This is a genomic window from Streptomyces sp. NPDC050287 (assembly GCF_044459385.1).
Classification (GTDB): Bacteria; Actinomycetota; Actinomycetes; order Streptomycetales; family Streptomycetaceae; genus Streptomyces.
This window is the reverse complement of sequence record NZ_JBITIY010000002.1, coordinates 445,516-464,883: the sequence shown is the minus strand read 5'-3', so window position 1 is coordinate 464,883 and position 19,368 is coordinate 445,516. Positions and strand designations below refer to the sequence as shown.

The following is a 19,368-nucleotide window of genomic DNA, read 5'->3' as shown; positions in this document are numbered from 1 at the left end:
CCCGCCCCCGCCCGCCCCCCGGCGGGGCGGTGGTTGTTTTGGTGGGGGGGGGGGGGCGGGGGCTGGGGGGGGGCGCTGGGGGGGGGGGGGGGGGGGGGGGGGCCCGGGGCCCCCCCCGCGCCAGGTGCACGAGCCGCAGGTACGGGGGGAACCCCGGCTCTGTGCGACGGCCGATGACCAGTCGGCTCACTCATTACTGCGTCCCGACGGCCGGAAACGTCACACCCTGCGCGAAAGAATTTCCTCCGCTTGAGAAACCGCAGGTCAGAGGGTTTTTTGCGCGGAGACGCGGCGCTCACCGACTGCTCCGGCCACCCTGGCCGCCACCTGGGCCACGCTGGCCCGCGGTGCCGCCGCCGCCCTTCTCCTTGCCCTTGCCGCCGTCCGCGTCCCCGTCCCTGCCCCTGTCCCCGTCCCTGTGGTGCTTGCCCTGGTCGCCCCGGTGGCCGCCGTCGTCGGCCTTGCCGTCCTGGGCGTCTTTGTCGCCTTTGTCGTTCTTGTCGTTCTTGTCGTTCTTCTTGGTCCGGCCCTTGCCGTCGTCCTTCCCGGACGACGGGTCGGCCAGCAGTTCCTTGCAGTACTTCTTCACGTACGACGATCCGCCCGCCGCACCCTCCAGCGTGTGCCGGCGGCCGGCGGCCAGCCCCTTGCCGTCGCGCATGTCGCGGCAGGCCGAGAGGGCCCCGGGCCAGGCGCGCCCCGGCCCGCCGGTCCGGCCCTCGGAGCCGGGGGTGGCGCCGGGGGCCGGGGCGGAGCCGCCGCCCGCGGTGTCGTGCGAGCCGCCCGGACCGGTGCCGGCGTCGGACGAGGGGGTCTCCCGCGGGGCCGTCCCGGACGACGGCGAGACGAGCGGGCCGTCGGGGGTCACCGCGGCCGAGACGGAGGCGGCGGGGTCCGGTTCCGCTTCGCCGAACCGCGTCGGCAGGACTCCGGTTCCGGCCGCGACCGCGACGCCGCCGACCATGCCGACGGCCAGCGCGGCGGCCAGCCCGAAGCGGACGGTACGGCCCCGGCGGGGGCGCGGACCACCCCGGTCCGGGCCGCCGATGCGGACCACTGCGGCGTCGGCGGGACAATCGCCGGAGCGGTGCCCGGAGGCGGTGCGCTCCACGGCACGGTCACTGACCCAGTCGTCCACCCGATCCACGCGCGCCGCGCGGAAGGCGGCCAACGCGGCTGCCTCACCGGGGAGTTCGGCGCTGGTCGGCGGGGGTTCCACGGTGAGCGCGTCGAGGGTTTTGGCGAGCCGTTCGGCCTGGTCCCGGGCGGCCATACCGACGTCTTCGAGGGACTCTCCGCTCAACAGACGCTCCGCCGTTTCGCGGTCCAGCCACCTGTATTGCTCGTCGGCCATCACATGTCCTTCTGCGTCCGCGCGCGCATATGCGTCACACTCGCGGACGTCACCGTGCCGTCGCGCGGTTCTCGCTGGGGCGGCAGCGCGTCGAGCACACCGGCCGATTCCGCATCGTCGTCGAGGAGTTCCGCGAGCCGTTTCAGACCGCGGTGCGCGGCCGTCCGTACGGCTCCCGGTCGCTTGCCCAGCGTCTCGGCGGCGCTCTTCGCGTCGAGGCCCACCACCACGCGCAGCACGACCGCCTCCGCCTGGTCCTGCGGCAGCCGGGCGATGAGGGACAGCGTGGTGTCGGTGGCCAGCGCCTCGATGGCCTCGCCCGCGGTGTCGGACTCGGCGGGCTTGCCGGTCAGTTCGGTCTCGTCGCCGACCGTCGCGGGACGGCGCCCGCGCATACGTATGTGGTCCAGCGCGCGGTTGCGGGCGATCCGGGCGGCCCAGCCGCGGAAGCGGTCCGCGTCCCCGCTGAAGCTGTTCAGGTCGCGGGCGATCTGCAGCCAGGCCTCGGACGCCACGTCCTCGGCGTCCGGGTCGCCGACGAGGGTGCGGACGTAGCCGAGCAGCCGCGGGTGCACCGCGCGGTACACAGTCCGGAACGCCGTCTCGTTCCCGTCCTGCGCAGCAAGCACCGCGGCCGTGAGCTCCGCGTCGTCCCCCAGCACCCGTAACGTCCCTCTTCGATGGTTGCGATGTTCGGGACCGCAGTTGGTTGCGGTGGTCATGCGTCCTGCGCGCCCCGGCGCGAAAGGCACGTTACGACCTGAAACCGTCGCTCGTCCACGTCCGCCCAAGGTGCGACCACCTTGTCACGGGCGTCCGACACCCACGGTGTGACAGAAAACGCAGGCGCGGCGCTGTACAGAGTACGGACCGCCGCGCGGTCCGTGCCGCGCGACGGTCGGGGCCTCTCCTGTGGGGGGTGGCGGCCCCGGCCGTCTCGCGCGTGACCCGCTCCGACCGGCCGTTGCCGTGGCTGTGCTGCGGCTGTGGCTGTGTTGTGACTGTGCGACGAGACGCCGACGCGCACCGCTGACCGCGGGTTATTGCTTGTTCCCCTTGGCGTTGTCGGCACTGTTGGGGTTGTCGGGAGTACTGGGGTCGGCGGCTCCGCCGGTGTCCTGGCCGTTGCCGGCGCTCCCGCCCGATCCCGCTGCCGTCCTGCCGGGGTCACCTGCCTTGCCCCCGTTGCCGGCGTTACCCGTATCGCTCTCATTACCGGCGTTACCCGTATTGCCGGCGTTGCCCGCGCTCCCCGCCTTGCCCGGCTTGGTTTCGGGAGTCGCCGAGGCCAGTAGCCCGGCGCAGTAGGCCTGGACGTTCGCCTCGCCGCCCGCGGCCGTGACGAGTCGCTGCCAGGCCGTCGAGTCCAGAGCCTTGCCCCGGCCCTGGACCTGCTCGTAGGCGCGGCATCGGGCCTCGGTGTCCTTGGCGGTGGCCGGCCGGTCGGCGGGCGCGGAGACAGAGGGAGCACCCGGGGTGGACGAGCCGCCGGTCGGGCTGCCCTGGGCGCCGCTCGCCGACGGGGTCGGGCGGCTGCTGGTCCGGTCCTGCGCGCCGTCCGGGCCGGAGCTCCCGGTTCCGATGGCGGCGAACGCGACACCCCCCAGCGTGAGGCTCGCGAGAGCCACCGAGAGCGCGGTCCGCGCCGTCCGGGCGCGCCGCCGCTGCTCGCGGGGCCGCCAGTCGTCCCGGCGCCGGCTGCGCGCCCGCTGCACCCCCGCTTCCTGGGCGGCCAGGAAGGCGGCCACGGCCCGCCGCTCCCCCTCGCCGTCGATCGGATCTCTGCGCAGAGCGGCACGGAGAAGGGCTTCGAGGCCGGGACTGTCCCCCACTGCGGGCACACCGGACACGCCGGGCACGCCGGCCACGGGACCGAAGCCCGCATCGGCCTCCGCACCGGGCACGGACCCGGGTCTCGGGTGCGTGCGGTGACGGCCGGGCGTCCCGTTGCCCTTCTCTCGCTCACCCATGCCGTGTCCGTCCTGTTTGCCCTGCCTGGCCTCTCTGGCCTGTCTGTCCAGTGTCGCGTTTGGTGCCTGTGTTGCCCGTGTTGCCTGTGGTGGTGCCGGGGTCGCCTGCGTCGCTGCCTGTGTTGCTTATGTTGCCTGTGTTGCCTGTGTCACCTGCGTCGCCTGTCCGGCTTGTCCGTACCCGGCCGCAGCCGTCCCGCTCTGTGCGGTCGTCCGGCGTCCGGTCGCCGTCGTCCGTCATTTCGATTCCCCCAGCGTCCTGGGCTCCTCATCCGTCACACTCTCGCCGTCCAGCTGGCGAGCCAGCCGTTTCAGTCCCCGGTACGCGGCCGTGCGGACCGCGCCGGGCCGCTTGCCCAGGACGCGGGCGGCGGCGGGGCCGTCCAGGCCGACGACCACGCGCAGCAGCACCGCCTCCGCCTGGTCGCGGGGCAGACCGCGGACCAGCTCCAGGGCGTACTCCGTGGAGAGCGACTCCAGCGCCTGGTCGTGCGTACTGCTCGGCCCCGGCAGTTCCAGTACGTCCTGCTCGATCGTCGCCGCCCGCGGCCGCACCCGCTGCCGGCGCAGGTGGTCCAGCGCCCGGTGCCGGGCGATGGTCGCGCTCCAGCCCCGGAACCCCGCACCGTCGCCCTTGAACCGGCCGAGGTCCCGCGCGATCTCCAGCCAGGCGTCGGAGGCCACATCCTCGGCGTCGTCGCCGACGATGCCGCGCAGATACCCGAGCAGTCCGGGCTGCACGATCCGGTAGGCGACCGCGAAGGCCGCCTCGTCACCCTGCTGGGCCCGCGCGACGGCCGCGCCCAGTTCCCCGTCGTACGCCTGCGCGCGGCGGGGTTCCCCTCCCTGGCCCAAGAACTGTCCTCGTCCGTACCGAGTTCGTGGCGGATCCGCGGCCCCCGGCACAGCCGCCGTCTGCCTCCGCCCCCACGATGATCAGCGCCGCGGCCCACAGAAGTGTCACAGCAGGGCCTCCGGGACCCTGGGCACCGCGGCAGACGCCCACCTGGGCCGGACGCCGGCGCACCGGCTGCCGCGACCGGACGGGTCGACGTCGTACGGCGGCCGGGGTCCCACCGCTGGGGCCCCGGCCGCTTCGCTCCCACCTGGCTCTGACCGGCTCTATCCGGCGGCGCCTCGCGTCGCGTCTCTGCACAGCAGCCGCAGCGACCCGTCCCCCGTGAAGCAGCGGTGGGCCTCCTCGATCGGGTCCCAGAGCTTGCCGTCCGGGGTGCGGATCCAGTGGTCGCCACCGGTCGCCCACCACTCGGCGCCGGTCTGGCGGGCGATCACCTCACCGGCGTACGCGCCGAAACCGCGCAGCGCGTTCTCGACGGCGGCGTGGGGCGTTCCCTCCCGGCGTATCCCTTCGATCATCCGGTCGACGCGCCACAGACTCTGCGCCGAGTAGTCGAGCCGCAGCCGCGCCCCCTCGCGCATCGCCGCCACCGCGTCCGCCGCCCACCGCACGGGCTTCGCCGCGGCCGAGGGCCTGGTTTCCTGGTGAGTCGTCACATCCCGGAAAGCGCCGCGGCCCAGCCATTCGTCACCCGGATCCGGGGGCTGCCCGGGACCGGTGCAGGACCGCCCCAGCACCACCGCACGACGGTCACAGGACTCGCCCACCAGCGAGGTTTACGAGGTGTACGCCCGTCGGGAGGTCAGGAAACGGATCCGGCGACAGTTCAGCCTCGTCTGCCGCGCGCCCGGCGCGACACCACCGCGCGCAGCACGCGCCGCCCCTCCGTCGACACCTCCAGCGCCCGCCGCAGCCCACCCGCGCCGTGCTCCGCGAGCAGCTCCAGCACGATGACCTGGCGGCGCAGTTCGGCGGCGACGAGCGGCGACACGCCTTCTGTGCGACCCTCCCGGCGGGCGCCGGTCAGGGCGGCGTCGGCCTCGTCGGGTGCCGCACCGCCGAGGAGCCGGTGGATCCGGAGCGAGGCGACCGAGCAGGCGTCGGCCCACACCCGCACCTCGGCGGCCGAGGGGACGGACGGGGCGGCGGCGAGCATCCGCCGGGCGAGCCGCACGGCCTCGTCGCCGGCGGCCGCGGTGTCGGCCGCCACGTCGGCCGGCCCGTCGCCCGCCTTGTCCCCCACCGGTTGCTCCAGGCCCGCGTCGCCGAGTTTGCGGCGTGCCTGCTCCAGCCGCTCGCCCCAGGCGGCGCTGTCCTCACCGTCGGCGAGGCCGGCCCACAGGGGCCGCAGGAGTTCGTCGTCCGCGCCCAGCAGGGGCAGACACCGGTCCAGACAAGCCAACCCGCTGGCGGCCAGTCCGCGTTCGTCGGCCTGCGCGATCAGTCCCACCAGGCTCATCCCACGCCTCCCTCGCCAGGCGGTCGTCCCTGACGGAGCCCGCACTTCCCCTTACTGCGCGCGACGGACCGGGAGTGTCACAGAGGCACCACGCCCAGCCGGTCGAGCAGCCGGAAGAAGAGGTTTTCAGCCGGCTCGTCCGCGGCGGGGTCGGGCTCGGCGCGCAGCACGTCGAGCAGCGGCTCCACCGGCACGTCGTGCCCGGCCTCGGCGGCCCAGGCGACGGCCCGCTCGGCAGCGTCCCGGGGTTCGAGGAAGTAGTCCTCCAGGACCGGCCGGTCCGCCTCGTCTTCGCTCGCTTCCTCGCCCGCGTCGTCGTGCTCGTCGTCGTGCTCGTCGTCGTGCTCGTCGTCGTGCTCGTCGTCCCCGAGGTCCTCGTCGCTCTCCCGGATGCCGAGGCGGGCCGCCATCGCGGCCCGCCCCAGGCACGCCGTCCACGCCCCGCTCTCCGGCCCCGCCGCCTCCACGACGACCGACGCGCTGTCCATGACGTACCCGAAGAGCGCCGGCGCCCCGGTCCTGGCGGCGAGCGCGTTCATGCTGCCGACGTCGCCGTCCCTGCTCGGGTACTCCCAGACCTGCCACCCGCCCGGCGCCGACGCCCGCAGGGTGATGCCCTCGGCGTCCGCCGGCGCGGCCGGCTCCACGAGCGACCGCTCGGCTCGGCCCACGACGAAATAACCCCAGTACCCCATGTCCGGTCCCCTGGCTGCTCGTGCGGCTCGGTGCGGCTCGGTGCGGCTTCGGCCGAATACACCACAGTCGTACGACAGTTCGCAGCCGGACGGAACAATCCGCCCGGTCCTACCGGTCCTACCGGTCCTACCGGTCCTACCGGTCCAGCCGGTCCGCGCGTGCCCGGAAGTCCGTCCAGGACAGCTCCGGCTTCCCCGGATCCCACAGCTTCTGCACGGTCGCCCTGAGCGGCATCCTGATCCCGGCCGCAACCTGCGCCTGGGTCTGGGCGTTCGGGAAGTCGCACCAGACCGCGAAGGACCCGCCGAGGATCTGGTCGTCGTACTTCGAGGAGACCGCCTGGGTGTCGCGCAGGACCCTCGGGGTCCACTGCTCGTAGATCCGCTGTCCGGTCGGATAGACGAAGGTCTGCGGCTGTCCGAGGACGTAGTACAGGAACTCGTCGTTGTAGTTGATGACCTTGCGCCCGGCCCTCAGGTACTCCAGCGGCTGTCGCGCCCCGATCTCCTTGCCCGTCCAGTACGCGGCCTGGATGTCCTTGTCGGGCTGCACGGACGTACCCCGGAAGAAGCCGTCGTTCCAGGCTCGGGGGGCCTTGTCGTGGGCCCGGACCGTGTCGGCCCGGTCGTTGAGCCAGTCGGTGGCGAGGTCGGCGACGGTCCCGCCGGACCCGTGGGCGTCCCTGGCGGCGGCGACGAGCTGCGGGTAGGACGCCTGGGGGTCGGACACGGTCAGCGCCTGGTACTCGTCGCCGCCGAGGTGCCACTGTCCGCCGGGGAAGAGACCGGCGTACTCGCCCAGCAGGTCGTCGACGATCTCACCGGCCGCCGGCTTGGAGATGTCCACCGCACCCCGTGTCGGCACCCCCCGCACGTTGCGCAGCTGGAGGTCCGGGTGGGCTGCGATCACTGCGCCCAGGTGCCCCGGCGAGTCGATCTCGGGCACGACGGTGATGTGCCGGGCGGCCGCGAGGGCGACGATCCGCTTCACCTGCGCCTTGGTCAGATGCTCCCTGGACACGATCTCCGGATGCGAGTCGGACTCGATCCGGAACCCCTGGTCGTCCGAGAAGTGCAGCCCGAGCTGGTTGAACTTGAGATCGCCGAGCTCGCGGACCCGGTCCTCGATCCAGCCCGCGGTGAAGTGCTTGCGGGCGATGTCCAGCATCAGCCCGCGCACCGGCTTCGCCGGCCCGTCCCGTACGACACCCTCCGGCGCCGTACCGCCGCCGTGCGCCTCCTGCTTCAGCGTGCGGGTCCCGTAGAACACCCCGGCCTCCCCCGGCCCGCTGATGTTCACGCGCCCGCCGCGCACGGTCATGGTGTACGACTCCGGGTCCGCACCCTCGTCGTCGTTCAGCGACAGCCGTACGTCACCGGCGCGCACGTCGTCCTTCTCGCCCGCGTACGACAGCCCCAGCTCACCGGCGATCAGCCGCCCCTCGTCGGCCAGGTCCGCGTCGTTCACGACGACCCGCAACCCCTTCTGCGGCTTCCAGCCCGGACCGCGCGCGGGGGTGTGGGCCCGGACCGCGGGAATGGTGCGGGGCTTCTTGGAGAGCGGATAGTGGCGGGTGGGCGTGGGGCTCGGAGCCCTTGACACGGCGGCCGACGAGTCCCGGGAAGCGTCCGGGGACGGCTGCCGCTGCGCCGACGCCACGGGCCCGGTGCCGTCACCGTCGCCCCCGGTGGCCCACACCCCCAGGCTCACCCCGGCCGCGACCGTCACGACAACCACCGCGACGACCAGCACCCACGTCTGTTTCAACGCGCTCTTCGCCGGTGTCCGGCGCTTGTGCTGATTCACGGCGCCAACCTAAGCCGTCCCGACAGCCGCATGTGTCCACCACACGTTCTGAAACTCTCCCGTTCGGATGAAATTCGGGCATCCGCCGGACACGTCATGTCCGTACTGGATAGCGTGACGCCACATCTCTCACGCCACCCCCCTGCCGAAACACACGTGACGCCCACACACCTCCCTGGCCGAGTCGCCATACCGTCACTGCCGTCGATGTCGTCACCGCCGTCGGCGCCTTCGCTGTCGCCACCGCCTTCGGTGCCGTCGGTGCCGTCGGTGCCGTCGGTGCCCGAGCAGACGCGGGACGCATCCGCCCCGTCTTCCCCACTGGAGCACTTCAACACCGCTCCGGCCGACGACGTGGAACCCCTCCTCCTCACCTGCCTCCGCAGCCTCCGCTGGGCCCACCGCCTCACCGCCCATCGCCCGTACCCCACCCTCGACGCCCTCCTGGCCGCGTCGGACGAGGCGGCGTACGACCTCACGGCGGCCGACCTCGCCGAGGCCCTGGCCGGCGAAACCCTCCCGGCCCTGCCCGCCGACGCCTACGCGGCCGCCCGCACCGCCCTGAGCGCGGCCCATGCCGCCTACGAGGCCCGCTTCGGACACAGGTTCGCCATCTGCCTGGACGGAGTCCCGGCCCGCGAACTCCCCGACCACCTCCTGGCAGCCATCCGGTCACGATTGACAAACGATCCGGAGGACGAGCGAGGCATCACGGCAGAGGAACTGCGACGCCTCGCAAGAGGGCGGTTGGCCGAGGCGCTCAGGGCCGCGGGACTGTGACATGTGCGACTCCGCCGCGGGCGCGACCAGCCACAACGGCGCCGCCCCCCGGATGTAACAGCACAAGCCACCCCAGATGCCGTCAAACCTGATCCATCCGCGTGCCACTTTGATCACACCGCCAGACCCCGGCTCAGCTCAGAGGCAGCGCATCGCTACGATGCTGGGGGCCGGTGGACCGTACCCGGCCGGGCCCGTCCGACACCGAAGCCGGCCGGCCCCCCAATCCCCGCTCCCGGAGGATCTTCCGTGCCGGCTGGAACGCTGTACCGCGGCCGGGAAGGAATGTGGTCCTGGGTGGCTCATCGAGTCACCGGCGTCCTCATCTTCTTCTTCCTGTTCGTTCATGTGCTGGACACCGCGCTCGTCCGTGTCTCCCCCGAGGACTACGACAAGGTCGTAGCCACCTACAAGACCCCGCTCGTCGCGTGCCTGGAGTACGGCCTCGTCGCCGCCATCCTGTTCCACGCGCTCAACGGCCTGCGCGTCATCGCCGTCGACTTCTGGTCGAAGGGCCCGCGCTACCAGAAGCAGATGTTCTGGGCCGTCGCCGGAGTGTGGGTCGTGCTGATGCTCGGGGCGATCTACCCCGTCCTCGGCCACGCCTACCGCGAACTGTTCGGGAGCTGACGCACATGTCCATCACCGAAAAGTCCGCGTCCGGGATCGGCCCCGTCGAGGGCCCGTCGGTCTACTCCGTGGACAATCCGGCCCCGCTCATCGAGGCCCCGCGCAAGCGCACCAAGAAGTCCCCGAAGTCCACCCGGGGCAACTTCGAGATGGCCGCCTGGCTGTTCATGCGCCTGTCCGGCATCGTGCTGGTCGTCCTGGTCATCGGCCACCTGCTGATCCAGCTCGTGCTCGACGGCGGCGTCTCCAAGATCGGTTTCGCCTTCGTGGCGGGCCGCTGGGCGTCCCCGTTCTGGCAGGTCTGGGACCTGCTGATGCTGTGGCTCGCGATGCTGCACGGCGCCAACGGCCTGCGCACGATCATCAACGACTACGCGGAGCGGCCGAACACCCGGCTCTGGCTCAAGGGCCTGCTCTACACCGCCACGGTGTTCACCATCCTGCTCGGCACGCTGGTGATCTTCACCTTCGACCCGAACATCCGCTAGGCACGGGGCTGCGAGAATCATGAAGATCCACAAGTACGACACCGTCATCGTCGGCGCCGGTGGTGCGGGCATGCGCGCGGCCATCGAGTCGACCAAGCGCAGCCGCACCGCGGTGCTCACCAAGCTCTACCCGACCCGCTCCCACACGGGCGCCGCGCAGGGCGGCATGGCCGCCGCGCTGGCCAACGTGGAGGAGGACAACTGGGAGTGGCACACCTTCGACACGGTCAAGGGCGGCGACTACCTGGTCGACCAGGACGCCGCCGAGATCCTGGCGAAGGAGGCCATCGACTCGGTCCTCGACCTGGAGAAGATGGGCCTGCCGTTCAACCGCACGCCGAACGGCACCATCGACCAGCGCCGCTTCGGTGGTCACTCGCGTAACCACGGCGAGGCCCCGGTCCGCCGCTCCTGCTACGCGGCCGACCGCACCGGCCACATGATCCTCCAGACGCTGTACCAGAACTGCGTCAAGGAGGGCGTGGAGTTCTTCAACGAGTTCTACGTCCTGGACCAGCTGATCACCGAGGTCGACGGCGTGAAGCGCTCGGCCGGTGTCGTGGCGTACGAGCTGGCGACCGGTGAGATCCACGTCTTCCAGGCGAAGGCCGTGATCTACGCGTCCGGCGGCTGCGGCAAGTTCTTCAAGGTGACGTCGAACGCGCACACGCTGACGGGCGACGGCCAGGCCGCCGTGTACCGCCGGGGCATCCCGCTGGAGGACATGGAGTTCTTCCAGTTCCACCCGACCGGCATCTGGCGCATGGGCATCCTGCTGACGGAGGGCGCCCGCGGTGAGGGCGGCATCCTCCGCAACAAGGACGGCGAGCGCTTCATGGAGAAGTACGCGCCGGTCATGAAGGACCTCGCGTCCCGTGACGTCGTCTCCCGCTCCATCTACACGGAGATCCGCGAGGGCCGCGGCTGCGGCCCCGAGGGCGACCACGTCTACCTGGACCTCACGCACCTCCCGCCGGAGCAGCTCGACGCCAAGCTCCCGGACATCACCGAGTTCGCGCGCACCTACCTGGGCATCGAGCCGTACACGGACCCGATCCCGATCCAGCCCACCGCGCACTACGCGATGGGCGGCATCCCGACGAACGTCGAGGGTGAGGTGCTGGCCGACAACACCACGGTGGTCCCCGGCCTGTACGCGGCCGGCGAGGTGGCCTGCGTCTCGGTCCACGGCGCCAACCGCCTCGGCACGAACTCCCTCCTGGACATCAACGTGTTCGGCAAGCGGGCCGGTATCGCCGCCGCCGAGTACTCCCAGAAGGCCGACTACGTCGAGCTGCCCGAGGATCCGGCGCGGCTGGTGCTCGACCAGGTCGAGCGCCTGCGCGACGCCACCGGCACCGAGCGCGTGTCCGTGCTGCGCCGCGAGCTGCAGGAGACCATGGACGCCAACGTCATGGTGTTCCGCACCGAGCAGACGATCAAGACGGCGGTCGAGAAGATCGCCGAGCTGCGCGAGCGCTACCTGAACGTCTCGATCCAGGACAAGGGCAAGCGGTTCAACACCGACCTGCTGGAGGCCATCGAGCTGGGCAACCTGCTCGACCTGGCCGAGGTCATGGCGGTGTCGGCGCTGGCCCGCAAGGAGTCCCGCGGCGGTCACTACCGCGAGGACTACCCGAACCGCGACGACGTCAACTTCATGCGCCACACCATGGCGTACCGCGAGGTGGGCGACGACGGCACCGAGTCCATCCGTCTCGACTACAAGCCGGTCGTCCAGACCCGCTACCAGCCGATGGAGCGTAAGTACTGATGGCAACCCCGACCCTGGACAAGGCGGACGCGGCCGGCACGCCCGAGCCCGGCTTCGCCGACTCCCCGTACATCACGGCCACCTTCCGCATCCGCCGCTTCAACTCCGAGGTCTCGGCGGAAGCGGTCTGGGAAGACTTCCAGCTGGAGATCGACCCGAAGGAGCGTGTCCTCGACGCCCTCCACAAGATCAAGTGGGAGCAGGACGGCACGCTGACCTTCCGCCGCTCGTGCGCCCACGGCATCTGCGGCTCCGACGCCATGCGCATCAACGGCAAGAACCGCCTGGCCTGCAAGACCCTGATCAAGGACATCAACCCCGAGAAGCCGATCACGGTCGAGGCCATAAAGGGCCTGACGGTCCTCAAGGACCTCGTGGTCGACATGGACCCGTTCTTCCAGGCGTACCGCGACGTCATGCCCTTCCTCATCACGAAGGACACGAACGAGCCGACGCGTGAGCGCCTCCAGTCCGCCGAGGACCGCGAGCGCTTCGACGACACGACGAAGTGCATCCTCTGCGCGGCCTGCACCTCCTCGTGCCCGGTCTTCTGGAACGACGGCCAGTACTTCGGCCCGGCGGCCATCGTCAACGCCCACCGCTTCATCTTCGACTCGCGCGACGAGGCGGCCGAGCAGCGCCTGGAGATCCTCAACGACCGCGACGGCGTCTGGCGCTGCCGCACCACCTTCAACTGCACCGACGCGTGCCCGCGAGGCATCGAGGTCACGAAGGCGATCCAGGAAGTGAAGAGGGCGCTGATCACGCGCCGCTTCTGATCTTCTTCGCGCAAGCCTGAGGGCCGTGTTTCCAGTGTGACGGAAACACGGCCCTCAGGCGTTTGTGGCGGGTTTCCGCCGTGCGCCGGACTGGTTATGCGACGAAGAGGAGTGATGTATCGATCAGGCCAATGATTACCCGCAATGTGTGGGAAGTGTACGCATCGTGTGCTTGAATCATGGGCAATTCGGCCAGTTGGCTTGACCTGATCGCTCGACTCCCCCATGTCCTGTTTCTGCCGGCAGGGTGGCCGTGCGCTCCGGTCATGTTCCCCGGGCCGAGCCCGGCCGCATGCGCGGTGGGGATTGTTGTCGCTCACTCGCCTCTGCCTTCGGCACTCCGATACGTCCTCCGGGCCTTTGCGGCCGGAGGACGCTCGCACCACTCGCCCGCCTGAGTCCTTCCCTGGTCCGGCAGGTTCGTGCCCGCCGCATCACCGTGTCGGCACACCGCGTCCGCGGTGCCGGCTGCTCTGCTCTGCCGTGACGCATGTGAAGGGAACCTTGATGACCGCCACCGTCTCCAACTTCTACTACGGTGCCGTGACACCCGTAGCCGCCTATCTCATGGCCTGCCTCGGTGCGGGACTGGGGCTGCGGTGCACGACCCGCTCGCTGCGGCGCCCGCAGCGCAGAGCCAGTTGGCTGGCGCTGGGCGCCATATCGATCGGCAGCGGCATCTGGACCATGCACTTCATCGCCATGATCGGCTTCAGCGTCCAGGGTGCACTGGTGAGCTACGACGTGACGAAGACACTCCTCAGCCTCGTCGTCGCGGTCGCCGTCGTGGCCACGGGCGTCTTCCTCGTCGGCTACCGCGGCGGCTCAGCGGTGAACCTGAGCATCGCCGGCCTGGTCACCGGGCTCGGGGTCGCGGCCATGCACTACATCGGCATGGCCGCCATCAACACCAACGGCGGCCTCCACTACGACACGCCGAAGGTGGTGCTGTCGGTCGTCATCGCCGTCGCCGCCGCCACGGCGGCGCTGTGGGCGGCGGTCTCCATCCACGGGCTGTGGTCCAGCTTCGGCGCGAGCCTGGTCATGGGTGTGGCCGTGACCGGTATGCACTACACCGGCATGGCCGCGGTCTCCGTCCACCTCACCGGCGAAGCGGCGTCCGCACAGTCGTCCATCACCCTCCTGTCGTTCCTCCTGGCCATGCTCGCCGCACCGTTCGCCATCCTGCTGATCGCCGCCGTGATCGTCATGTTCGACCCGGACATCATGCTCGGCCACGACGACTCGGACCCGGTCACGCTCGCACCGTACGGCGGCGACACCGACTTTCCCCCGCAGCAGCCGACGCAGCCGTACACCACCTGGTGACCGGTCCACCGGGGAGCCGACGGACGGCCGGAACGAAGACCAGCGGCCCGGCCGCCCGCCGGGCTGCCTGTGCGGTCATCGGCCAGGTCCGCGATGCACTCGCAGGCCCACACCCGCTGGGTCGGGCGCTGCGCAGGCACGGTCCTCAGCGCCTCACAGCTGGCTCAGGATCGAAGGATCCGTGATCTGCGTGTCCTCGGCCAGCATCATCGCCTTGCTGAGGATCACCGCCAGCGTCCGGTCCCCCTCGTACGGCAGGTATCCGGCCTGCGGAGTGGACGGGTTGGACTTCGGGACGATGCACAGGTACTGGTCGTTCGGGGTCATGAGGATGTTGCCCGAGCCCAGGTGGATCTTGTACGTGTGGCGCTCGCCCCGCACGTGCAGGAAGCGGCCCCGCAGGGTGCAGCGGTCGGCGATGGCCAGCCTCGGTATGAGGCGTTCCAGCAGGGCGCGGCGGGTCTCGGCGCTCTGGTTGAGCTCGCCGAAGCCGTACGAGGTCCAGTACTCCTGGAAGCGGCCGCCCGGGCCGCCGTCCTGCCAGGTGGGGTCGTTGCCGACGCTCGCCACGCCGACGAACAGGTCGACGTCACGCAGGACTTCGGACAGGACCAGGGGCGGGATGGATTCCAGGGGGAGGGGGTCTACGGGGTCCTGCCCGTCGCGCAGCCACATGCTGTACTCGCCGCCGTAGCAGTGCGCCGAGTTCTCGGGGGCGTCGATCGGGTAGAAGCGGACCTGGTCGGTGCGCAGGCGCAGGTAGCTGCCGGATTCGGTGGTGTCGACGCCGTACTCCTCGCCGTCGCCCTCGATCCAGTACTCGGCGCGCAGGCCCCACTGCGGGAGTTGGCGGGTGGCCGGCGGCGCCGAGTCGTCGACGGACAGGCGGAGTTTGTTGCGCCAGCCTCGGACGGCGGCCAGCGAGTGGAACTGGTGCTGGCGCAGGACGTGGGCGGCGAAGCGGTTGGAGTAGGTGTCTGTGGCGCGTTCGGCGTCCGTGAGCAGGTACACCTCGCGGTGGGCCTGTTTGAACGGCTGGGTGATCCGGTGCCGTTCCAGCCAGTCGCGCCAGGCGACGATCTCGGCGGGGTCGTGGCCCACGGGATGCCACAGACGCACCTCGTCTGCGCCGGTCACGGGTGTGTCGGACAGCGTGCGCAGGGCGCCGTCCGCGTATCCGGCCGTCGTCCCGTCGACCGTCCACAGGAGGCGGCGGGCCAGGGTGCCGACCAGGGGGTGGTCGAGGTAGCGCTCGCGCCAGGTGGCGTACGACCAGGTGCGGCGGGCCAGGAACTGGCGGTCCAGGCGCTCGCTCTGGGCCGAGAGCATCTTGTCGATGTCCTTGGCCGCCGCCTTCAGCTCCTTGAGCTCGTCGGCGTGGTCGCGCCGGACTACGGCGGGCACACTCCTGACCGCCTTGCCGGCCGCGCTGCGCCAGCTCAACAGGGTCTTGGTGCCGTGCACTTCGAGGGTGGCGGTGACCTCGCCGAACCGGTACTCCACGCGTCCGATCTCCGTGAGCCCGTAGGCGGGTACGGCGATCTCCTCGATCTCCTCGCGGCTGAGTCCGAGTGCGGTGGCACGCGCCTCCAGGGCCGTGTCGAGGAGCTTGACGGTGTTCTTGTACGTCACCCGGGTCGCGAGCCGGGCGAGTTCGGCGAGCGCGGCCTCGCTGTCGACGCGGGCCAGGGCGACGACGCCGGCGTTGGCGACTTTCGGGCTGCGCGGACCGAGGCCCGCGACCTTCTTGAGCGAGGTCTCGATGAGGGCGCCGAGCGCGCGCGTGGTGTCGGGGTGCGGTGGCAGGAGGGAGAGCAGCCAGGTGAGGCCGCGCAGGGCGTTGGCGTTGTAGGGGTCGTAGGCGCTGTTGACGTCCGGCTCGTACGTTTGGCGTTCCAGCGGGAAGGTGCGGGGGCGGCCGACGAGGGCGAGCCAGGGCAGCACCGTCTCGCGGACGCGATCGGCGCCCAGGACGTCGACGAGGGTCACGGCCCGCCGGTCCCACTTCGCGGAGGGTTTGGCGGCGGTGGCGGTCGTGGCGTGGGCGAGCAGGTCCTGCCAGTCGGGATCGGTGGCGTCCCGCATGGCCCGCTCGGCCCATTCCTCACCGACGTTGAGGACCGGGTCGGTGAGCTTGGCCGCCAGTTCCGCCAGGGGCTTCGAGCCGTACGTCTCCATGCCCGCGCGGCGGAAGACGGCCACCACGGCGGGCGCGAGCGGGCGGCCCGCGGCCAGTTCGGCCTCGGCGAGGGCCTCGTAGCGGGAGCCGTACCAGACGGACTGCCGGCGTGAGAGCTCGTCGAGTTTCTTCAGCCGTTCGGCGGCGAGGTAGTCGTCGGGGATGCCTCGGGACACGATCCCCAGCAGGGTCAGGGCGTTGCCCCGGGCGACCGGCCCGGCCTGGTCCGCGTGGTACTGGTCCACGAGGGCGTCGCAGAGCGTCTTCCGGGTGTCCGAGGGCAGCTCGCACAGCCGGTCCAGCAGCTCGCTCCAGCGGCCGGTGAAGTTGCCCTTGTGGTCGGCTGCGGCCTTGAGCATGTCGACGGCCAGCGTGCCCGGGTCGTCCTCGGCGACCCGCTGCCCGATCAGCTCCTTGTACGTCTGGATGTACGCCACTGTCATCCCCCCACCAGCGGTACGAGCTTCAGGAACGTGACCTCGGTGCCGAGCCCGAGCTCGATCTCCTCGGCGGGGTCGGTGACCTGACGGTCCCCCACCAGCACCAGGAAGCCGTTGCCGGCGAAGGCCTTCAGCGCCAGCTCGGACTGCGTCTCGGGGTCTATCCGGCGGGGCGTGCGCAGCGCGTACCCGTTCAGCACCCGCTCGGTGTCCTCGGGCTGGACGAGTCCCTGGAACACGCCTGGCGTACGCGCGTTGTACTCGGCGACCTCCTGGAACACCCGGCGCCGGATCAACTCGCGCACCGTGAGCCGCTCCTCGGCGATCTCCAGCCCCCAGCCGTCGCTGCGGCTCCCGCTTGTCGTCTCGTCGACGAACGTCACGATTCCCATGCCGCCGACAGTACGACGCACCACTGACAACGCCCGCCGGGCAGGGATCGCCGGGCACCCTCTCCTGGCGGCAGCCGCACGCCCGGTCCGTTCCTCGGCCCAATGAGTGACCCCGCGGTCAGCCCGCCCGGGGGTGCGCCATCCTCACCCTAATCTGACGTCATGTCAGATGACGAGTCGTACGAACTGCTCGGTTTCGACCACATCCTGCTCCCCGTCGGGGACCTCGCCGAGGCCGTCCGCTTCTATGAGCGGGCCGGGTTCGTGGTGGGGTTCCGGTTCGACGAGGGCGGGATCGCGATGCTGAAGGTCGGGGGTGAGACGCCCGGGATCCTGCTGCGGCACGAGGAGGGGCTCGGGCAGCGGCCGCCGGCCTGGCCCACTTCCCGGGTGTGGCTGGAGGTGCCGGACGCCCGGGTGACCGCGCGGGAGTTGACCGGCGCCGGGGTCGCGCTGCTCGACGCGCCGTTCTCGGTGGCCACCGGGTGGACGGTCGAGGTCGCCGACCCCTGGGGGAATGTCATCGGGTTCACCGATTACAGCAAGCGGCCGGAACTCGCGCGCAGGGTGCGATCGCTCATGCGCGGGGCATGAGCAGCCCGCATCGACCCCGCCGTCGTGGCGTACGCCTCCGTGACGTACGCCCCACGCAAGCGTGTTGAACGTGTTCAAAAATGGGTCTAGAGTCTCTCCCGTCAGCGTTTTGAACGCGTTCAAGAAGGGGTGGGGCCATGGACCGCACCGTCGTCGCCTACGTCATCTACCTGGTCGTCAGCATCGCGCTGACCGTCTGGGTGGCCCGGACGCTCAGCCGGAACGGGCGGGTCTTTCTCGCCGACGTACTGCAGGGCAACGAGAAGCTCGCCGACGCCGTCAACCATCTCCTGGTCGTCGGCTTCTACCTCGTCAACCTCGGGTTCATCGCCCTCTACCTGAGCGGGGACGACACCATCGAGGACGCCCGCGGGGTGTTCGAGGCCGTGTCGACCAAGCTGGGCGTGGTGCTGCTGGTGCTCGGCGTCATGCACCTGGGCAACGTGTACGTGCTCAACCGGATACGGCGGCGGGGCGCGATGGAGCGCGAGCAGGTGCCGCCGGTCGCACCGCAGGGCTGGGTCGGGACGCAGGGGGCGTGAGCACCGTGCCGACCACCGAGGACCGGGACGCCGCGCGCGTCCCGGTCCGCCGGCTCACCGTTCTGTACGACGCCGAGTGCTCCCTGTGCGCCTTCCTGCGCGACTGGCTCGTACGGCAGCCGCAGCTGGTGCCGCTGGAGCTGGTGCCCGCGGGGTCCGAGGAAGCCCGGCGGCGGTTTCCCGCCCTCGATCACAGCGCCACCCTCGACGAGGTCACCGTCGTGGGCGACGCGGGGCAGGTCTACCGCGACTCCGCCGCCTGGATCGTCACCCTGTGGGCACTGAGGGAACACCGGCCGCTCGCCCACCGGCTGAGCACCCCGGCCGGGGCCCGCCTCGCCAGGGGCGCGGTGCTCGCCGCCGCCAAGTGGCGCGGGGCCCAGCGGAACACGGGGAACAAGGGGGGCGGCCAGTGGAGCGGGGGCGGCCGGTGGGGCGGGGCCGTGTACCGCCGGGCGGACGGGTGGACGTACGACCCGGCCCTGGGCTGGAGCTACAACCCACCCGGCTGTGGCAGCGGGACCTGCCCCACTCGTTAGGCTCTCTTCCCGTGCCTGCGAACCATGACGGCCCCGACCAGGGCGGTACCCCGAGCAAGTCCGAGCAGACCCGTGCGCTGATCCTGGAGACGGCGATGCGGCTGTTCCAGGAGCGGGGCTACGACAAGACGACCATGCGGGCCATCGCCCAGGAGGCCGGGGTCTCCGTCGGCAACGCGTACTACTACTTCGCGGGCAAGGAGCACCTGATCCAGGGCTTCTACGACCGGATCGCCGCCGAGCACCAGGTGGCGGTCCGGGAGGTGCTGGCCCGGGAGACCGATCTGGAGGCACGGCTCGCGGGGGTGCTGAAGGTGTGGCTGGACATCGCCGCGCCGTACCACGAGTTCGCGGTGCAGTTCTTCAAGAACGCCGCCGATCCGGACAGTCCGCTCAGCCCGTTCTCACCCGAGTCGGAGCACGCGCGCGTGGAGGCCATCAGCGTCCACCGGCAGGTGCTGGCGGGGGCCACGAAAACCAAGGTGCCTGAGGAACTGCGGGACATCCTCCCCGAGTTGATGTGGCTCTCCCAGATGGGGCTCGTCCTGTACTGGATCTTCGACCGGACCGAGGGGCGGGAGCGCACTTACCGGCTCGCCGAGCGGGGAGCCCGGCTCACCGCGCGCGGGGTGTCGCTCGCCCGGTTCCGGGTGCTGCGGCCGCTCGTACGGGAGGTGCACGAGCTGTTCACGGACTTCCTGCCGGGGATGACGAAGGTGATGCCGGATCCGCGAGTCAACAAGGACGGCAAATGATCA

20 protein-coding genes are annotated in these 19,368 nt (G+C 71.1%); 10 read left to right on the top strand and 10 right to left on the bottom strand.

Annotated features, from left to right (window positions below):
• Nucleotides 1-295: 295 nt before the first annotated feature.
• The 8 genes from ACIBK3_RS07420 to ACIBK3_RS07385 form a co-directional block, all read right to left on the bottom strand.
• Nucleotides 296-1,354, bottom strand: coding sequence for a hypothetical protein (locus tag ACIBK3_RS07420; protein WP_399362804.1), 1,059 nt, complete (start codon nucleotides 1,352-1,354; stop codon nucleotides 296-298).
• Nucleotides 1,354-2,016, bottom strand: a complete 663-nt coding sequence (locus tag ACIBK3_RS07415; RefSeq protein ID WP_399363955.1) for an RNA polymerase sigma factor — start codon at nucleotides 2,014-2,016, stop codon at nucleotides 1,354-1,356. Before ACIBK3_RS07415 ends, ACIBK3_RS07420 begins: the two co-directional genes overlap by 1 nt.
• A gap of 378 nt (nucleotides 2,017-2,394) precedes the next feature.
• A complete protein-coding gene (locus ACIBK3_RS07410; protein ID WP_399362802.1) occupies nucleotides 2,395-3,324 on the bottom strand; it encodes a hypothetical protein in 930 nt (309 codons plus the stop codon).
• Nucleotides 3,325-3,561: 237 nt separating this feature from the next.
• Nucleotides 3,562-4,179: an RNA polymerase sigma factor gene (locus ACIBK3_RS07405; RefSeq protein ID WP_399362800.1), complete on the bottom strand. Its 618-nt coding sequence runs from the start codon at nucleotides 4,177-4,179 to the stop codon at nucleotides 3,562-3,564.
• Between the two features lie 267 nt (nucleotides 4,180-4,446).
• Nucleotides 4,447-4,839 (bottom strand): hypothetical protein, encoded by a 393-nt coding sequence (locus tag ACIBK3_RS07400; RefSeq protein ID WP_399362798.1) that lies wholly within the window; start codon nucleotides 4,837-4,839, stop codon nucleotides 4,447-4,449.
• 170 nt (nucleotides 4,840-5,009) lie between these two features.
• A complete protein-coding gene (locus tag ACIBK3_RS07395) occupies nucleotides 5,010-5,642 on the bottom strand; it encodes a hypothetical protein (protein ID WP_399362796.1) in 633 nt (210 codons plus the stop codon).
• 77 nt (nucleotides 5,643-5,719) lie between these two features.
• Nucleotides 5,720-6,337: a hypothetical protein gene (locus ACIBK3_RS07390; protein WP_399362794.1), complete on the bottom strand. Its 618-nt coding sequence runs from the start codon at nucleotides 6,335-6,337 to the stop codon at nucleotides 5,720-5,722.
• A gap of 136 nt (nucleotides 6,338-6,473) precedes the next feature.
• A complete protein-coding gene (locus ACIBK3_RS07385) occupies nucleotides 6,474-8,144 on the bottom strand; it encodes a family 20 glycosylhydrolase (RefSeq protein WP_399362793.1) in 1,671 nt (556 codons plus the stop codon).
• A gap of 279 nt (nucleotides 8,145-8,423) precedes the next feature.
• Here ACIBK3_RS07385 and ACIBK3_RS07380 point away from each other — a divergent pair, with 279 nt between their 5' ends.
• The 6 genes from ACIBK3_RS07380 to ACIBK3_RS07355 all read left to right on the top strand — a co-directional run bounded on the left by ACIBK3_RS07380 (nucleotide 8,424) and on the right by ACIBK3_RS07355 (nucleotide 13,924).
• Nucleotides 8,424-8,924 carry a 2-oxo-4-hydroxy-4-carboxy-5-ureidoimidazoline decarboxylase gene (locus ACIBK3_RS07380; protein WP_399362791.1) on the top strand — a complete coding sequence of 167 codons (501 nt, stop codon included), beginning with the start codon at nucleotides 8,424-8,426 and terminating at the stop codon, nucleotides 8,922-8,924.
• Nucleotides 8,925-9,173: 249 nt separating this feature from the next.
• Nucleotides 9,174-9,554 carry a succinate dehydrogenase, cytochrome b556 subunit gene (sdhC, locus tag ACIBK3_RS07375; RefSeq protein ID WP_078918655.1) on the top strand — a complete coding sequence of 127 codons (381 nt, stop codon included), beginning with the start codon at nucleotides 9,174-9,176 and terminating at the stop codon, nucleotides 9,552-9,554.
• Between the two features lie 5 nt (nucleotides 9,555-9,559).
• Nucleotides 9,560-10,042: a succinate dehydrogenase hydrophobic membrane anchor subunit gene (locus ACIBK3_RS07370; protein WP_030683095.1), complete on the top strand. Its 483-nt coding sequence runs from the start codon at nucleotides 9,560-9,562 to the stop codon at nucleotides 10,040-10,042.
• A 19-nt stretch (nucleotides 10,043-10,061) separates the two neighbouring features.
• Nucleotides 10,062-11,816 carry a succinate dehydrogenase flavoprotein subunit gene (gene sdhA / locus ACIBK3_RS07365; RefSeq protein WP_399362788.1) on the top strand — a complete coding sequence of 585 codons (1,755 nt, stop codon included), beginning with the start codon at nucleotides 10,062-10,064 and terminating at the stop codon, nucleotides 11,814-11,816.
• Nucleotides 11,816-12,595 carry a succinate dehydrogenase iron-sulfur subunit gene (locus tag ACIBK3_RS07360; RefSeq protein ID WP_030940095.1) on the top strand — a complete coding sequence of 260 codons (780 nt, stop codon included), beginning with the start codon at nucleotides 11,816-11,818 and terminating at the stop codon, nucleotides 12,593-12,595. The genes sdhA and ACIBK3_RS07360 overlap by 1 nt, the downstream gene beginning before the upstream one ends.
• Before the next feature lie 507 nt (nucleotides 12,596-13,102).
• The gene (locus ACIBK3_RS07355; protein ID WP_399362786.1) at nucleotides 13,103-13,924 is read left to right on the top strand and encodes an MHYT domain-containing protein; all 822 of its coding nucleotides are present in this window, start codon (nucleotides 13,103-13,105) and stop codon (nucleotides 13,922-13,924) included.
• A 153-nt stretch (nucleotides 13,925-14,077) separates the two neighbouring features.
• Here ACIBK3_RS07355 and ACIBK3_RS07350 read toward each other — a convergent pair whose 3' ends face one another.
• Both ACIBK3_RS07350 and ACIBK3_RS07345 read right to left on the bottom strand, forming a co-directional pair.
• Nucleotides 14,078-16,546, bottom strand: coding sequence for a DUF4132 domain-containing protein (locus ACIBK3_RS07350; RefSeq protein ID WP_399362784.1), 2,469 nt, complete (start codon nucleotides 16,544-16,546; stop codon nucleotides 14,078-14,080).
• Complete coding sequence (locus ACIBK3_RS07345) at nucleotides 16,543-16,935, bottom strand: hypothetical protein (protein ID WP_399362782.1); 393 nt, start codon at nucleotides 16,933-16,935, stop codon at nucleotides 16,543-16,545. Before ACIBK3_RS07345 ends, ACIBK3_RS07350 begins: the two co-directional genes overlap by 4 nt.
• Nucleotides 16,936-17,097: 162 nt before the next feature.
• Here ACIBK3_RS07345 and ACIBK3_RS07340 point away from each other — a divergent pair, with 162 nt between their 5' ends.
• From ACIBK3_RS07340 to ACIBK3_RS07325, 4 genes are all read left to right on the top strand, one after another.
• On the top strand, nucleotides 17,098-17,529 hold the full coding sequence (locus ACIBK3_RS07340) for a VOC family protein (RefSeq protein ID WP_399362780.1): 432 nt from the start codon (nucleotides 17,098-17,100) through the stop codon (nucleotides 17,527-17,529).
• 137 nt (nucleotides 17,530-17,666) lie between these two features.
• Entirely contained in the window at nucleotides 17,667-18,071 is a 405-nt protein-coding gene (locus tag ACIBK3_RS07335) for a hypothetical protein (RefSeq protein ID WP_399362778.1), read from the top strand.
• Nucleotides 18,068-18,610: a thiol-disulfide oxidoreductase DCC family protein gene (locus ACIBK3_RS07330; RefSeq protein ID WP_399362776.1), complete on the top strand. Its 543-nt coding sequence runs from the start codon at nucleotides 18,068-18,070 to the stop codon at nucleotides 18,608-18,610. The genes ACIBK3_RS07335 and ACIBK3_RS07330 overlap by 4 nt, the downstream gene beginning before the upstream one ends.
• 11 nt (nucleotides 18,611-18,621) lie before the next feature.
• A complete protein-coding gene (locus tag ACIBK3_RS07325; RefSeq protein ID WP_399362774.1) occupies nucleotides 18,622-19,365 on the top strand; it encodes a TetR/AcrR family transcriptional regulator in 744 nt (247 codons plus the stop codon).
• The last annotated feature ends 3 nt before the right edge of the window (nucleotides 19,366-19,368 follow it).

What these genes read in the sequence shown, in the direction of transcription:
- ACIBK3_RS07420 (WP_399362804.1), bottom strand. Translation starts at nt 1,354, where the DNA reads ATGGCCGACGAGCAATACAGGTGGCTGGACCGCGAAACGGCGGAGCGT.
- ACIBK3_RS07395 (WP_399362796.1), bottom strand. Translation starts at nt 5,642, where the DNA reads ATGAGCCTGGTGGGACTGATCGCGCAGGCCGACGAACGCGGACTGGCC.
- ACIBK3_RS07370 (WP_030683095.1), top strand. Translation starts at nt 9,560, where the DNA reads ATGTCCATCACCGAAAAGTCCGCGTCCGGGATCGGCCCCGTCGAGGGC.
- sdhA (WP_399362788.1), top strand. Translation starts at nt 10,062, where the DNA reads ATGAAGATCCACAAGTACGACACCGTCATCGTCGGCGCCGGTGGTGCG.
- ACIBK3_RS07390 (WP_399362794.1), bottom strand. Translation starts at nt 6,337, where the DNA reads ATGGGGTACTGGGGTTATTTCGTCGTGGGCCGAGCCGAGCGGTCGCTC.
- ACIBK3_RS07335 (WP_399362778.1), top strand. Translation starts at nt 17,667, where the DNA reads ATGGACCGCACCGTCGTCGCCTACGTCATCTACCTGGTCGTCAGCATC.
- ACIBK3_RS07340 (WP_399362780.1), top strand. Translation starts at nt 17,098, where the DNA reads ATGTCAGATGACGAGTCGTACGAACTGCTCGGTTTCGACCACATCCTG.
- ACIBK3_RS07355 (WP_399362786.1), top strand. Translation starts at nt 13,103, where the DNA reads ATGACCGCCACCGTCTCCAACTTCTACTACGGTGCCGTGACACCCGTA.
- ACIBK3_RS07410 (WP_399362802.1), bottom strand. Translation starts at nt 3,324, where the DNA reads ATGGGTGAGCGAGAGAAGGGCAACGGGACGCCCGGCCGTCACCGCACG.
- ACIBK3_RS07345 (WP_399362782.1), bottom strand. Translation starts at nt 16,935, where the DNA reads ATGGGAATCGTGACGTTCGTCGACGAGACGACAAGCGGGAGCCGCAGC.
- ACIBK3_RS07350 (WP_399362784.1), bottom strand. Translation starts at nt 16,546, where the DNA reads ATGACAGTGGCGTACATCCAGACGTACAAGGAGCTGATCGGGCAGCGG.
- ACIBK3_RS07360 (WP_030940095.1), top strand. Translation starts at nt 11,816, where the DNA reads ATGGCAACCCCGACCCTGGACAAGGCGGACGCGGCCGGCACGCCCGAG.